Annotated in this window: 16 protein-coding genes; 9 read left to right on the top strand and 7 right to left on the bottom strand. The window is 51.1% G+C overall.

Annotated features, from left to right (window positions below; genetic code table 11):
- The first annotated feature begins 33 nt into the window (after positions 1–33).
- The 5 genes from IE055_RS07235 to rfaE2 are packed head-to-tail and all read left to right on the top strand — an operon-like array spanning position 34 to position 4,154.
- Entirely contained in the window at positions 34–2,049 is a 2,016-nt protein-coding gene (locus tag IE055_RS07235; RefSeq protein WP_189399342.1) for a penicillin-binding protein activator, read from the top strand.
- Positions 1,994–2,353, top strand: a complete 360-nt coding sequence (locus IE055_RS07230) for a YraN family protein (protein ID WP_189399341.1) — start codon at positions 1,994–1,996, stop codon at positions 2,351–2,353. Before IE055_RS07235 ends, IE055_RS07230 begins: the two co-directional genes overlap by 56 nt.
- 48 nt (positions 2,354–2,401) lie before the next feature.
- Entirely contained in the window at positions 2,402–2,974 is a 573-nt protein-coding gene (locus tag IE055_RS07225) for an SIS domain-containing protein (protein ID WP_189399340.1), read from the top strand.
- A 42-nt stretch (positions 2,975–3,016) separates the two neighbouring features.
- Positions 3,017–3,649, top strand: a complete 633-nt coding sequence (locus tag IE055_RS07220) for a BON domain-containing protein (RefSeq protein ID WP_189399339.1) — start codon at positions 3,017–3,019, stop codon at positions 3,647–3,649.
- A 13-nt stretch (positions 3,650–3,662) separates the two neighbouring features.
- The gene (rfaE2, locus tag IE055_RS07215) at positions 3,663–4,154 is read left to right on the top strand and encodes a D-glycero-beta-D-manno-heptose 1-phosphate adenylyltransferase (protein ID WP_189399338.1); all 492 of its coding nucleotides are present in this window, start codon (positions 3,663–3,665) and stop codon (positions 4,152–4,154) included.
- Between the two features lie 223 nt (positions 4,155–4,377).
- Here rfaE2 and IE055_RS07210 read toward each other — a convergent pair whose 3' ends face one another.
- Genes IE055_RS07210 through IE055_RS07200 form a run of 3 tightly spaced genes read right to left on the bottom strand, consistent with a single transcriptional unit; the run spans position 4,378 to position 6,425 of the window.
- Complete coding sequence (locus IE055_RS07210) at positions 4,378–4,566, bottom strand: hypothetical protein (RefSeq protein WP_189399337.1); 189 nt, start codon at positions 4,564–4,566, stop codon at positions 4,378–4,380.
- Positions 4,567–4,605: 39 nt separating this feature from the next.
- Positions 4,606–5,880, bottom strand: a complete 1,275-nt coding sequence (locus tag IE055_RS07205; RefSeq protein WP_189399336.1) for a penicillin-binding transpeptidase domain-containing protein — start codon at positions 5,878–5,880, stop codon at positions 4,606–4,608.
- 20 nt (positions 5,881–5,900) lie between these two features.
- A complete protein-coding gene (locus IE055_RS07200; RefSeq protein ID WP_229794183.1) occupies positions 5,901–6,425 on the bottom strand; it encodes an RNA pyrophosphohydrolase in 525 nt (174 codons plus the stop codon).
- 117 nt (positions 6,426–6,542) lie between these two features.
- Between IE055_RS07200 and IE055_RS07195 the strand changes: the two genes are divergently transcribed.
- Both IE055_RS07195 and IE055_RS07190 read left to right on the top strand, forming a co-directional pair.
- The gene (locus IE055_RS07195) at positions 6,543–7,190 is read left to right on the top strand and encodes a histidinol-phosphatase (protein ID WP_189399335.1); all 648 of its coding nucleotides are present in this window, start codon (positions 6,543–6,545) and stop codon (positions 7,188–7,190) included.
- Between the two features lie 52 nt (positions 7,191–7,242).
- Positions 7,243–7,710, top strand: a complete 468-nt coding sequence (locus tag IE055_RS07190) for a peroxiredoxin (RefSeq protein ID WP_189399334.1) — start codon at positions 7,243–7,245, stop codon at positions 7,708–7,710.
- Positions 7,711–7,738: 28 nt separating this feature from the next.
- Here IE055_RS07190 and IE055_RS07185 read toward each other — a convergent pair whose 3' ends face one another.
- The 3 genes from IE055_RS07185 to IE055_RS07175 form a co-directional block, all read right to left on the bottom strand.
- Positions 7,739–8,395: a glutathione S-transferase family protein gene (locus tag IE055_RS07185; RefSeq protein WP_189399333.1), complete on the bottom strand. Its 657-nt coding sequence runs from the start codon at positions 8,393–8,395 to the stop codon at positions 7,739–7,741.
- Positions 8,396–8,400: 5 nt separating this feature from the next.
- Entirely contained in the window at positions 8,401–9,534 is a 1,134-nt protein-coding gene (locus tag IE055_RS07180) for a type IV pilus twitching motility protein PilT (protein WP_189399332.1), read from the bottom strand.
- 75 nt (positions 9,535–9,609) lie between these two features.
- Positions 9,610–10,698, bottom strand: coding sequence for an anthranilate phosphoribosyltransferase (locus tag IE055_RS07175; protein WP_189399331.1), 1,089 nt, complete (start codon positions 10,696–10,698; stop codon positions 9,610–9,612).
- Between the two features lie 212 nt (positions 10,699–10,910).
- Here IE055_RS07175 and cysG point away from each other — a divergent pair, with 212 nt between their 5' ends.
- Positions 10,911–12,332, top strand: coding sequence for a siroheme synthase CysG (cysG, locus tag IE055_RS07170; RefSeq protein WP_189400284.1), 1,422 nt, complete (start codon positions 10,911–10,913; stop codon positions 12,330–12,332).
- Positions 12,333–12,546: 214 nt separating this feature from the next.
- On the top strand, positions 12,547–13,200 hold the full coding sequence (locus IE055_RS07165; protein ID WP_189399330.1) for a helix-turn-helix transcriptional regulator: 654 nt from the start codon (positions 12,547–12,549) through the stop codon (positions 13,198–13,200).
- 75 nt (positions 13,201–13,275) lie between these two features.
- On the opposite strand, the gene rpmA is transcribed toward IE055_RS07165, so the two are convergent.
- Complete coding sequence (gene rpmA, locus IE055_RS07160) at positions 13,276–13,533, bottom strand: 50S ribosomal protein L27 (RefSeq protein ID WP_189399329.1); 258 nt, start codon at positions 13,531–13,533, stop codon at positions 13,276–13,278.
- Between the last annotated feature and the right edge of the window lie 12 nt (positions 13,534–13,545).

The raw sequence follows: 13,545 nt of genomic DNA, 5'->3' as shown, positions 1-13,545 counted from the left end.
CATCTTCAATTACGTCGTTGTACACACAGCTTGATGATTGTCCCGCTCCTGGGACTGCTGGCAAGTTGCGCATCCACACCGACCTATAATCCAGCGCAAGTCGAAACACGGGATGTCGTGCAGGACGAGCCATTCGCAGCCCCATTACCACCCGGCAGTTATGATGGATTCGTTAATGACCCGCTGATTGCCGAAGACATGGAATCCGAACGGCATAATTCACGAGCCCGATTCTACGAACAGCAGGCTCAACAGAGCGACAATGATAATCGCGCAAATGCCATCCTCAGTGCCGCTGAATACTACATCCAGGCCAGTGATTTCTCACAAGCTCAATCAACCCTAGATGCCCTTTACGGTGCCAAGCTCGACACGGTGCAAAGCCATCGTAAAAATGTGGTGCTCGCATACATCACCTACGCATCGGGCGACTACCAGAACACACTGCAATTACTGGCGCCGGTGATTAGCTATCTGCCCCCGGTGGAACCGACGGTGTCAGACCCGTTACAACCTGAACAAGTTGTGATTCCAACACGCCCACGATTGTCCACGCAGCAGGTCGACGCCTTATTACTCAGTTCACTAGCACATCAAGCACTGGGCAACTACGAATCTGCGATTCATGCCCTGATCGAGCGAGAAGGTGCGCTGGTTGGCGCTGCTCGTAGCGAAACCACTCGCTATTTGTGGCAAGTCATTAACCAAATACCAGTCGAAACGCGGCAACAAATGATCGCGGCTACGCAACGGCCATTAGTTCGAAATCGACTTGAGCAAAGCCTGGGCAGTGAACTCAGTAGCGCCGCACTCGAACCACAGCAATTCAATCGTTGGCGCGAAGAGCCGGTGACCGAAAAGCAAGCGATTAGTTCCAACTGGAATGCCAACTCACCCCGTCGGATCGCCGTATTGCTGCCCATATCATCACGCTTCAACAAAGCTGCTCAAGCGGTAAAAGAGGGCATACAATTCCAGCACGAAACCAACAACTCATCCTATCGCCCGGATCTTGTGTTCTACGACATTGGTGACAACCCTTACCAAGCCGTACAGTATTACTCGGCCGCCGCCCAGTCTGGCGCAGACTTTATTATCGGGCCGTTAGGACGAGACTACGCCGACCAGGTTAGCGCTGTCGCTAATGGTAGTGTCGCGACCCTGTTGCTAGGCGGCGAAGCCGCACTGACCTCCGGTGTGGCGCGGTTTGCCATGGGCCCCGAGCAAGAAGGCAAGCAAGTTGCTGAACGCGCCTGGAAAGACGGACACTTGAGCGCCGCAATCATCGCCCCCAACGATGCAGTCAGCCTGCGCACCGTCAGCGCGTTTCAACGGCAGTGGTTAACGCTCGGAGGCAAGATTACCTCCAGCACACGTTACTCACCCAAACAGTTCGATCACAGCGTGGAACTAAAACAACTGTTCGCGATCGACCAGAGCAACTATCGCTACAATCGCCTGCGCCAGGTGTTGGGTTACCGCCCAGAGTTTTCCCCCTATCAGCGCGAAGACATTGATTTTATCTTTATGCTGGCGGACGACGACACAGGCCGTTTGTTGCGCCCACAGATTAATTTTTTCACTGGCACCCGCTTACCCGTGTACGCCACCTCCAGCGTGTTCAACGGCATTCAAGACAGCGTCAACAACATGGATTTGGACAACACGGTGTTTCCGGTAATGCCATGGGTGTTAAAGTCGGCCCAGGTGTCGCCCTACGCCGGACAGCTGAATATGTTGTTTGCCATGGGCAGCGATGCCTACGAAATCGCGGGCAATTTTCGCGCACTGACTGGCCCCGGCCAATTGGCCATCAATGGCAATACCGGCCAGATATCGATCAACCGATTCGGCGAAGCGGTGTACACACCAGTGTGGGCCAAATTCGAGCAAGGCGAAGCCAAACCAGAAGCCACGCTAGGCATGGATTTAAGCCCCATCGAGTCTGACAACAGTAATCACAGCCTGAATTCAAATGTAAAAGGAGTTTACAATGATTCGAATTGGAACCCGAGCGACGGGAAACCACGCAGAAGACCTGGCAGTTAGATACCTGCGCAAACGCAGGTTAACGCTAGTCGAACGTAACTACTTCTGCAAAGTTGGTGAGCTCGACCTAATAATGATGCACTTCGACTACTTGGTATTCGTCGAAGTACGACATCGACGCGACAACCACTTTGGTGGGGCATTGGAGAGCGTCGACCAATTCAAACAAGCCAAACTACGCCGGGCAGCCGAACACTATCTGCAAGCGACTAAAAATACAGACTGTCCCTGCCGTTTTGATATACTCTGCGTCAACGGAAATCTCAACCAGCCAGAGTTTGAGTGGATTCGAAATGCGTTTTAACACCGGTCGATTTAGCTCATCAAACCTTGGCGTCAATTTTGTTTACTCATGTCGATAATTTCACAACACTTTCAAGAAAGCGCAGCCAGCATCTTGAATAATATCCATCTCGAATCTCAGATCGAAGCGGCGGCAAAAGCCATTTACGCCAGCTTTGAGACGGGCAACAAATTGCTGATCTGCGGTAACGGCGGATCGGCGGCCGATGCGCAACATTTATCATCTGAGTTGCTCAACAGGTATAAACGCGAGCGACGCGAACTGCCGGGTATTGCACTTACTACTGATGGTTCTACCCTGACCTCGATTGGTAACGACTACGACTACAGCGAAGTTTTTTCCAAACAAGTCAGCGCACTGGGCAATGCCGGCGATGTGCTGATGGTGATCACCACATCGGGGAATTCTGCCAATATCATGAAGGCGGTCGAGATCGCGCATGAAAAATCAGTCACGGTTGTTGCCCTGAATGGCAAGGGTGGAGGAAAATTGAGTCCATTACTGACCGACTCCGATTTCGACCTGGTGGTCGCCGGTGATGTCACCGCCCGAATTCAGGAAGTGCACGGCTTGATTATCCACTGCCTGTGCGAGCTCATTGACAGCTATATTCTGGACTAATCGTATTTGTTGCCCACTCAACTGACCCAACCCGGAGCCACTATGCCGCAAGCCACATCCTCATGCCATTCCAGATCGACTCGTCGAACTTGGAACCGACGCCTGCGCACACTTGGCAGCAGTTTAATGATGGCTGTCGTATTGAGCGGCTGCGTGGAAGCACTGATTGGTGTGGTGGCCGTCACCACGGTCGACATCATCCATGACCGCCGCACCGTCGGGGAATACATTGACGACAGCGCGATTGAAATTAAGGCACGCAACATTCTGGTCTCCAGTGACGAAATCCGTCAGGCCGCACACGTGAAGCCAGTATCTTGGAATGGCATCCTGCTAGCCACTGGCGAAGTTGACAATGAAGCAATCAAGCGTGACTTGGTTGCACGTTTTGGGCAAATTCAGGGTGTGCGCCAGGTGGTCGATGAAACCACCATCACCAGCAAGACGGACCTCGGTACACGCACCAATGATGCTTGGATCAGCAGCAAAGTCAAAAGTCGACTGTTACTCAAAACCGGCCTTGATGCAAACCGCGTGAAAGTCGTCACAACCCGCGGCAGCGTTTACTTGATGGGCATCGTGACCCGTGCGGAAGCCACCGATGCGGTAGAATATGCACGTACGGTGCGCGGCGTAAAACGCGTCGTTAAAGTGTTCGAATATCACGAAGAATAAGCCCTCAGGTCTCATGCACACGGTCAATACCCAACGCAAGCTTATCAACCCTGAAGCGGATAAGGCCACCATACGCCAAGCGGTGGAATCTTTGCCACGACCACTGGTGTTCACGAACGGCTGCTTTGACATTCTGCATCGCGGCCATACTACGTACTTGGAACAAGCACGTAACTTGGGGGCTGCGTTGATCGTTGGTGTGAACAGTGACGCGTCGGTCAAACGCCAAAACAAAGGCGATGACCGGCCGATCAACAACCTTGAAGATCGGATGGCGCTATTAGCCAGCCTCGAGTGCGTCGATGCCGTCGTCAGCTTCGATCAGGAAACACCTTACGATTTGATCAAATTGGTGCAGCCGGAACATCTAGTCAAAGGCGGTGACTGGCAACCTAAGGACATTGTTGGCGGCGACATTGTGCAAGCCGCCGGCGGTCAAGTGCACTCCATCGCATTCCAATTTGAACGTTCGACTACGTCGTTATTAAATAAGATCCGGGGTTAAGCTTAAAGTACGCTTGATCCAACCTTTACGATGCAAGCTTTGTTATTTTCCGCTTCAGCAGTCTTAACAGAAATGGCATCGCGCCCAGCAAGGTCAACGACAAAATCAATTCAACACTGAATATATCGCCAATTGAGTCTATTTAGCTGAGGTTGTTCCCAGATCTGAGCCGAGAATCGATATCAAACCTGCACCCAACAACTGTACCGTTGGACCCGGGTTATCAACGCTGTGAGGTGTAATACCCTCTATCAACGTCGATCGACGTGTAATAGTAAAGCGACTCAATATGATCGTAGAACACCCAAAAAGGGCGTGGATCAATGAACTCTTTCAAGACCGAAATTATTAAAATGGGAATAAACGCAATAGCCGTAATCAATAACGACTCTGAAAACGATTTTCTACTCATGGGGAGAGTTTGCAGCTGTTTTTTGCGCTACTCGTCAACTCACTCTGCCACCGCAGTCTGCATGGCGCCTTCTTTTGCTTTAGCCTGCATTTGCTCGGTGAAGTAGTGGTAAATAAATTGGCGTGCAACGTAAGCGCTGCGCACGTACCATTTTTCCTTGTTGATAATCAGTGATGCATACGCGACTTGGCGGCCGTCTTTCTCTGCATAGCCGACAAACCAGTCGTGCCGACCACGTGGGGATTCACCGGTAAGCGAGCCAGTTTTGCCGCCGATCTGCATGTCGTGGTACACCTTGTAACGGTTCAAACCCTGGAATGATTTGCGGGCTGAACCGATGCGTGTGGTAGCGTTCATCAGCGACCGAAGGGCTTTCGCGGTGCTAGGTTTGACCACTTGGGTGGATTGCTGCTCGGCCGTATCGGCTTGGTACAGAACAATCCCATCGCCGTTGACCACCGAGTCCACCATATACGGTGTAACCAGCTGACCATTGTTGGCAATCGTCGCTGCCATCTGCGCAGCGTGAATCGGGCTCAACGTAATGTCACGGGTGAAACCTGAAGCCGCTTCCGCCACTTCCCACTTATCTTCCATACTGAGACCGAGCTGACTCACCGGCAACATAAAGTCGCTATTTAAAGGCGCACCAAAACCAAAACGCTCGGCATAGCTTCGTAGGTTAGCGGCGCCAATCTTATCAATACCGAGTCGTGCAAACACGGGGTTCACCGACTTCGCAAAGGACTCTTTAAAGGTTGGTGTCCGCGTCCATTTGGTGGTTTTGTGTCGCAAGACCTGGCTTTTGTACAAGGTAGTGGACTTGCCATTGAATGGGATCACACTCTCTGGGGACACTTTCCCCAAGTCAATCCCGGCCGCGGCAGTCACCATTTTGAAGACTGAGGCCGCCGGATAATCGGCGCGCATCACCAGATTGTCCCATTTTTCGTCCGATTTAATAAAGCTCGTCAGATTGAGGATGGCACCGGTCTCGACATCGATGGCCACAAAGCAGGCATAGTCTGGCTGATAACGCAGATACACGTCCGCCATTTCCGCATGCACAGATTCGTCGAACGTATATTTGACGTAACCAGTCTGAGTCGCACCATTCACATCTTCAAATTGAAGCTTGGTTGGGAAACGACTCTTACGCGCATGTTCGGTAATGGTCTTGGCGACCGAGAGTTTCGTGAGTGCAGCGGGGGCCGGCGACCGCCCAGACTCCGCAGATACAGATCCACAGATCGACAACGATACAGCGGTAAAAATTGTCAGCGCAGCAGGCTTAACAGTCTGAAACAGCGTCATTCAATTATCCAAACAGGCAATTAGTTGGTTGGCAGGAACTCGCGGAGTTCAGTTAGTGCCTTCTTGTAAACCGTTTTCTTAAATTCCACAATATTATCAATGGCATGGTGCATATCAACCCAACACCATGAATCGAATTCCGGTGTTTCTTGGCCCGCCTCCAGGTTCACGGCAGAATCATCTTCGATCAGCTCTAGCAAGAACCATACTTGTTTTTGCCCACGAAATTGAATTTGTTTGCGGTTGGCGCGCTGCACCCGACGGCGTTGATTACGTAACAGTCGACGTGGTAAGTCATAATGCAGCCATTCTTTGGTGTGCGCAACGAGTCGGACTTGATCATGCTTTAGACCAGTTTCTTCTTCCAGCTCACGGTACATCGCGTCAATCAGAGTTTCATTGCGGCTGACTCCGCCCTGCGGGAATTGCCAACCATCCTGATTAATACGTCGAGCCCAGAAAACTTGCCCCTTGTCGTTACAAATTATGATACCTACATTCGGTCGGTATCCATCATTGGCAAATATTGGTTCGAAGTTCTGCATGCCTCAGTGAGATTAGATACGATCGGCGCTATGCCAAGCTTGGTTAGGTCATTATAATCAAGTCGCCGTGATTTGTGCATTACTAAATCAGCATTCTGTAAACTTAAGGAGTTCGACATGGCACTGGCCTTATTTGACTTAGACAACACCCTACTTAATGGAGACAGTGACCACGCATGGGGGCTATATTTGGCCGACCTTGGCGTCGTCGATGCGGAAGAGCAGCGGCAAAAGCAAGACTATTTTTATCAGCAATACGTCGCTGGCACACTAGATATTCATGAGTTTTGCGCCTTTCAGTTTCAACCGTTGACACAGAACTCGTTAGACCAGTTGCATGCCTGGCATGCCGATTACATGCAAACGATCATCGAGCCCATGATCGAATCCGGCAAACCTGAGCTTATCGCTCAGCATCGAGCGCAAGGCGACGAAATTGTTATCATCACCGCCACAAACGACTTTGTGACCGGCCCGATTGCAGAACGTCTGGGTGTTGAACATTTACTGGCGACCAAAGCGGAATTCAAAGATGGGCGCTACACGGGCCGCATACAAGGCGTTCCCTGCTTCCGCGAAGGCAAGGTCACCCGTCTAACACAGTGGTTAGAGGCACGCCAGATCACGCCCGAAACAACCTATTTTTACAGTGACTCAATCAACGACTTGCCCCTACTTGAGCTAGCGGATGTGCCCATTGCAGTGACACCGGATGAGCGCCTCCGCACACACGCCGAAGCGCTTCACTGGAAGATCATAGACTAACCGTATACTCTCGCTAGACTTTATACTTAGAGAAACCAAGACAACTTAAATCATGACTATTGCAATTGGCGACCAGATTCCCGACCTGACGGTCAAGACCACGCAAAACGAGGCACTAGAGCTACGCAACCTTAAGGGTAAAGCATTGGTATTGTATTTTTACCCTAAGGACAACACACCAGGGTGTACGACGCAAGGGCAGGCGTTTCGTGATGCGTATCCCCAGTTCCAAACTGCCAACGCGGAAATTCTCGGCGTGTCTCGCGAAAGCATTCGTTCGCATCAAAACTTCATTAACAAGCACGAATTTCCATTCGACTTGATCTCAGACCCAGACGAAGAGCTATGTAACGCGATGGACGTGATCAAAGAAAAGAACATGTATGGTCGCAAATACATGGGCATCGTGCGTAGCACATTTATCTTCGACAAAGACGGGAAGTTACGCCACGAAATCCGTAACGTGAAGGTCAAAGGGCACGTGGACGAAGTTCTAGCATTGGTGGAATCACTCGACTAAGCTGGGTCAGGAATCCGGTAGGCCGTGATCAGGCACGGTCTACACCAACCTCTTCTTCGGACAAAATTTCTGTCTCGTGTCGTGCATCTGTAACCCACTTCTGCAAAGACGGATGCGCTAACATGCTGTTTAGGTACGCTTGGGATGCTTGGCTTATTGCAACATCGTAGGTTGTAAACCGCATAATCACCGGGGCAAAAAAGCAGTCCGCTATGCCGAAGCTACCAAACAGTCTTAAATTCCCTTCGGTATCTGGGCGTGCGTACTGCGACCAAATTGTATCAATTCGCTGGATATCACGACGCACCGCTGGTGAGATTTCAATCTCACGTTGCGCGCGGCAGTTCATCGGCAGATGCTGACGCAAGGCAGCAAAACCAGCGTGCATTTCCGCCACCACAGCACGCGCCACAGCACGCTGCTTGGCGTCTTGAGGCCAGGCGCTATCTGACAGGTACTGAGCATTCAAATACTCGCAGATTGCCAGCGAGTCCCATACGCTCAGATCTCGATCCACTAGAACTGGCACTCTTGCCGAATCCGAATGCTGCCGAAGTCGTTCGGATAAATCATCTCCGGCTAGCGATTCGAGGTGCTCATCAAACGGGACGCCGAACGCATGCAACAACAGCCATGGCCGTAAAGACCAGGACGAATAGTTTTTGTTGCCAATGACCAGCTTCATGTGTACTAAAAGCCTTTCAACTTCAACGCCAGATCGGTCGAGCTTGATGCATTGGTCAACGCAATTTCATCAGTAATGACATCATCACGCACCAATTGCATCAAGTGCTCATCAAAGTGCAACATGCCCTCCACTTTATCACCACCTTTAATCAAGTCTTTGATCTCCTTGATTCGCATGGGATCCACAATCAACTCACGCGCCAGCGGTGTCACGGTAAGCACTTCGCAAGCCACGGTGCGACCGGCACCTTCTTTTTTCGGCAACAGTCGCTGCGTCACAATCGCACGCAAGTTGTGCGCAAGCTTGGCACGAATCGTGGGCTGCTCATCGCCTCCAAAACTCGACACCATTCGAGTAATAGCATCGGCCGAGTTCGGTGCGTGCAGAGTACTGAATACCAAGTGACCGGTCTCGGCTGCGGTTAGTGCAATCTCAATACTCTCTGGATCACGCATTTCGCCCATCAGAATCACATCAGGATCCTCACGCAGTGCAGCCTTCATCGCGCGCGCAAAGTCGGGTACATCAATGCCAACCTGACGTTGAGATATCACGCAGCGCTGCTCGGTAAATACGTACTCGACCGGGTCCTCAATCGTCAAAATGTGTTGGTAGCGATCACGGTTTATCTCATTCAGTAACGACGCCATCGAGGTTGATTTCCCAGAGCCCGTGGCGCCCGAGAAAATAATCAGCCCTTGACGCATCCGCGCAATATTGCGGACCTGCTCCGGCAAGCCCAAGGCATCTGGATCGGGAATGACATTTTCGATCACTCGCATAACGACCGCCAATTGACCAAGCTGACGGAACATGTTGACCCGCACGCGGTTGCCCTTGTTGTCACTCAAAGACAAATCGACCTGGTTTTCTTCTTTAAACAGTGAAAGATGGTATTTCGACATCAGTGGATAAATCAATCGCTCGATCATCTCGTCGCTCATCTCCGGCGAACCTTTCACCTGGCGAATGCGGCCGTCAAGCCGCATCATGATCTGATGCCCTGCGCGGATATGGATGTCAGAGGCTTTAAACTGACACGCAGAGCCCACGATACTGGTGAGAAATTCAAGCGCTTCTTTAACTTGTGGAGTATCAGGAAGCTGCTCAGTAATACTATTCGGTTTGGCGGGCATAATATGTCACTCGTTTATTTTTCTTGCATCGCATTACTGCGCGTTAGGCGATTCACTCGCCATGATAGGTAAACGCTATTTACAACTGTGTACCAGACTGTCGAAATGCGCTTTCGCAGAGCCATTATCCAAGCAGACCTGAACTTTTTCAACAGCTTGCGACAACGAGAGTGTCGGATCTCGAGAATCTAAAATCTGTCCAGCCGCCAGACACAAACTTTCACGCGCATGGCCTGATTCGCCTCGCAGCACTGCGAGCCCGGTTTCCAGACACTGTACCACGGGGTCGCTGCTATCGCGCATGGGTGGGCCGGCCACATCAGTGTCAGATAATATTGGAGATACATCGACGATCTCTTTTTGCTCATCAACATTGTGTAGCCGATCAGCGTCAATAATAAATCGACGCATCGGCTTATTCAGTGCCGGCGCTAGGCCTCCTTCAACTCCTTTAATCAATACCACCGAATCATAACCACATTCCATCGCCATGGAGGCGTAGACCTGTGGGAATGCCTTGTGGACATAGCCTAACACCAAATGTGTCTGCCGCTCAGCACGTAAGGGCATTAGTAGGCGCTCAAGGGTGGTCAATGCGGTCCGTTTTACAATACGACCACGCAGAGATTGCAACTGATGCAAGGCCGGTGCGTAAACCGATTGATCGAGATAACTCCAGCCGTGATTTTGAACTTGCTCAGCAGCACTACTGGCAGTGGCAAGGACCGACATCCCCGCCGCTCGGTACACTTTATGCGCGGTGACACCGTATTTTGGCCCCACACTTTCAACACCATGTTGCATGCTAGGCACACCACAAGCCGCCAACACAGGCGCGATAAAGGGTGTCATACTCTGAGTGCGAACAAATCCATCAAATGGATCCGCCAGACAGATTAACTCTGGCACGGCAACAGTCTGCACCTCGACGACGCTTTGCAAGGCAGTCAGAATACCGGAAAATTCGGCCAATGACTCTCGTTTCATGCGCATGGCAATAAGAAACACTGCGGCCTGCACCTCATCTGCCTCACCATCCAGAATAGCGCGCATAACTTGTTGCGACAGTGCGGCACTGATATCTCGACCACGATCCGGCCCGACGGCGATCTCTTGGATAGCCGATTTGATCGCCTGATCTGTGCTTAGTTGTGTCTCTGACATCGGTTAATAATGCCACAACATGACGCGACTGAGCCAGAAACTATCGCCGCAACTCAGCCTCGACAACTTGGGCGATTAACGTAGTTTTTCCCAAGCATCGCAGTTGTTAGTTACGAGCGTAACTGCTTAAATCACGCAATCCTCACACACTGGTAAATCAAGCCCACCACTGCAATAGTTTTATTCACATGGACAAGGGCTATAATATCCGTATGCAGCATTTTCCGATATTTGTCACACTCAACTCTCAACCCTGCCTGGTCGTTGGCGGTGGTCCGGTGGCGTTGCGAAAAATTCGTTTACTGCGTAAGGCAGACGCCGCAATCACGGTGGTTGCCCCGGCGATATGCACCGAATTGGAAAGCGAATTTGGCGCCGAAATCACACACATCGCACGCGAATTCAACCCTGATGATATCGGTGGCTATCGACTGATCATTGCCGCAACCAATGTCGCGGCGGTTAATCAACGGATTTCAGAACTCGCACAAGCGGTCAACGTACCAGTCAACGTAGTCGACCAACCTGATCTATGCAGCTTTATAACACCGTCGATTATTGATCGTTCGCCCGTGCTGATTGCTGTCTCAACTGGCGGTCAAGCACCAGTCTTGGCACGCACCCTGCGCACTCGCCTCGAAGCTTTTATTCCTGCCAGCTACGGTACGCTTGCGAGCGCCATGGGCCGGTTCCGAGACAAATTGAAAGGCGTGTTACCGGAAGAAACAGACCGTCGGCGTTTTTGGGATCGTGTCGTCAACGGTGCGATTGGCGAGATGTACTTATCGGGCCGTCAAACCCAGGCCGATGAGCGGCTCGCGGACGCGGTCACGCATGCCAGCCCCAGCCAAGCACAAGGTGAAGTATGGCTGGTTGGAGCCGGACCTGGAGATCCTGACTTACTCACCTTTCGCGCACTAAGACTCATGCAGCAAGCGGATGTAGTCTTGTACGACCGCTTAGTCAGCCCAGAAATCCTCGAATTGACTCGCCGCGATGCTGATCGCCTTTACGTCGGCAAAGCACGCTCTAACCACGCGGTTCCACAGGAAGAAATTAATCAATTATTACTGCAACTTGCGCTTGAGGGCAAAAACGTACTGCGACTCAAGGGTGGAGACCCGTTTATTTTTGGGCGTGGGGGCGAAGAAATCAGTTTGCTAAGCGAATCCGGTGTGAACTTTCAAATCGTACCGGGCATTACCGCTGCCAGTGGTTGCGCTACGTACGCAGGGATTCCCCTAACACATCGTGACCATGCGCAGTCTTGCCTCTTCGTAACTGGTCATTTGAAAAACAATACCGTCGACCTGAACTGGCCGCTCCTAGCGACGCCCAATCAAACCGTCGTCGTCTATATGGGACTCATCGGCCTGCCCGTGATTTGTCAACAACTCATCGCACATGGCGTTGCGCCGTCAATGCCAATCGCATTAGTCGAACAGGGCACTACGCGGGAACAAAAGGTCTATACCGGCACGTTGGAAACGATGCCGGACGTAATCGCAAACCAACAGGTAAAAGCGCCCACCTTAATTATCATTGGCTCCGTTGTGTCATTGCACGACAAACTGGCGTGGTTTGATGGCCAATGCCTTGCATCACACCGGGCCGCCACAGCACTAGACCGTTAATTAGGCTACTCCGACGCCCCTGTGTGGAAAGGTGGTGAGAGGATTTTCACCATACTCGCACTATTAGGACACAAGCCAAATCGAAGTGGCCATTCGGCCCATTGCGTATTTTGCAATGAATGACGAATACTTAGGTCTTTTTTAGCTTCCGGATAAATGAAGCTGAAAATTCCACGGGTCAACGAGGCCGAAGTTATAAACTATCGGAGCAAATATGAACACATACGCCAATACCACTAGGCCAATCAAGCCGACTGAGCATTCAATTCTACCTATGCCCATGCCAGTCCAAGGTGCGTCTCCACACTCGGCACTAGAGCCTATTCTGCATTTATCCCTGCCTGTATTCTTAATCGATAACGCGTTGCGAGTCGTCGAGTTGAATACTGCTGCCCAGCATGTGGTGAACGACAATTGGCTTAGTATCGAGGGCACCAAGCTAACATTCAGAGAAGATAAAAACGCACTACAGATACGCATGGCAGGTCAACGCGTGTTATGTCATGGCAAAGAGAATACAAACTCACCAAAATCAGAACGGCTTTACCTCAATACTAACGATGATGAGCTTCGCGCGTTTACGCTGACACAATGCCCTATTAAACCGGAACTCCTGTTAGTAACAATAGAGGGCGACCTGCACCACGACGGCCAAGCAATGCAGCGATTTGCTAGCGCCTTTGGTCTGTCAAAGTGTGAGACACGCGTTATCTCGCTGATGGTCAGTGGTCAAAAACCAAAGCAGATTGCGTACACTCTGAACATCTCGATTCACACAGTGCGGTCACACTTGCGTTCACTGTACAGCAAGTTACGAGTACGAGATTTCAATGACGCACTGATACTGGCAGTTCGCCTGCTCAGTTAGATCAAACCAATTCAATTGCGCACAAAAAAGCCCTGCTTAGCAGGGCTTTTTTATTGCTTCGTATCTGCGCTGTGCTTAGGCAGCAACGATACTTACATGACGGCGATTTCTCGGGCCTTTCTTTTCGAATTTGACCACACCTGTTTGCAATGCAAACAGGGTGTAATCACGCCCCATGCCAACATTGTCACCCGGATGAAATTCGCTACCACGTTGACGAACGAGAATGCTGCCAGCATTCACTGTTTGACCTGCGAAGCGTTTGACGCCGAGTCGTTTCGATTCTGAATCGCGACCGTTCCGTGAACTACCGCCTGCTTTCTTATGTGCCATTTCTCTACCTCA

This window comes from Arenicella chitinivorans (genome assembly GCF_014651515.1).
Taxonomy (GTDB): Bacteria; Pseudomonadota; Gammaproteobacteria; order Arenicellales; family Arenicellaceae; genus Arenicella; species Arenicella chitinivorans.
Note: the sequence above shows the minus strand (reverse complement) of the source record. Positions and strands in the feature narration are given on the sequence as shown.

Coding starts and splice junctions, on each gene's coding strand:
- IE055_RS07195 (WP_189399335.1), top strand. CDS start 6,543: ATGGCACTGGCCTTATTTGACTTAGACAACACCCTACTTAATGGAGAC.
- IE055_RS07235 (WP_189399342.1), top strand. CDS start 34: ATGATTGTCCCGCTCCTGGGACTGCTGGCAAGTTGCGCATCCACACCG.
- IE055_RS07200 (WP_229794183.1), bottom strand. CDS start 6,425: ATGCAGAACTTCGAACCAATATTTGCCAATGATGGATACCGACCGAAT.
- IE055_RS07225 (WP_189399340.1), top strand. CDS start 2,402: ATGTCGATAATTTCACAACACTTTCAAGAAAGCGCAGCCAGCATCTTG.
- IE055_RS07180 (WP_189399332.1), bottom strand. CDS start 9,534: ATGCCCGCCAAACCGAATAGTATTACTGAGCAGCTTCCTGATACTCCA.
- rpmA (WP_189399329.1), bottom strand. CDS start 13,533: ATGGCACATAAGAAAGCAGGCGGTAGTTCACGGAACGGTCGCGATTCA.
- IE055_RS07220 (WP_189399339.1), top strand. CDS start 3,017: ATGCCGCAAGCCACATCCTCATGCCATTCCAGATCGACTCGTCGAACT.
- IE055_RS07210 (WP_189399337.1), bottom strand. CDS start 4,566: ATGAGTAGAAAATCGTTTTCAGAGTCGTTATTGATTACGGCTATTGCG.
- IE055_RS07175 (WP_189399331.1), bottom strand. CDS start 10,698: ATGTCAGAGACACAACTAAGCACAGATCAGGCGATCAAATCGGCTATC.
- IE055_RS07190 (WP_189399334.1), top strand. CDS start 7,243: ATGACTATTGCAATTGGCGACCAGATTCCCGACCTGACGGTCAAGACC.
- IE055_RS07230 (WP_189399341.1), top strand. CDS start 1,994: ATGATTCGAATTGGAACCCGAGCGACGGGAAACCACGCAGAAGACCTG.
- IE055_RS07205 (WP_189399336.1), bottom strand. CDS start 5,880: ATGACGCTGTTTCAGACTGTTAAGCCTGCTGCGCTGACAATTTTTACC.
- cysG (WP_189400284.1), top strand. CDS start 10,911: ATGCAGCATTTTCCGATATTTGTCACACTCAACTCTCAACCCTGCCTG.
- rfaE2 (WP_189399338.1), top strand. CDS start 3,663: ATGCACACGGTCAATACCCAACGCAAGCTTATCAACCCTGAAGCGGAT.
- IE055_RS07165 (WP_189399330.1), top strand. CDS start 12,547: ATGAACACATACGCCAATACCACTAGGCCAATCAAGCCGACTGAGCAT.
- IE055_RS07185 (WP_189399333.1), bottom strand. CDS start 8,395: ATGAAGCTGGTCATTGGCAACAAAAACTATTCGTCCTGGTCTTTACGG.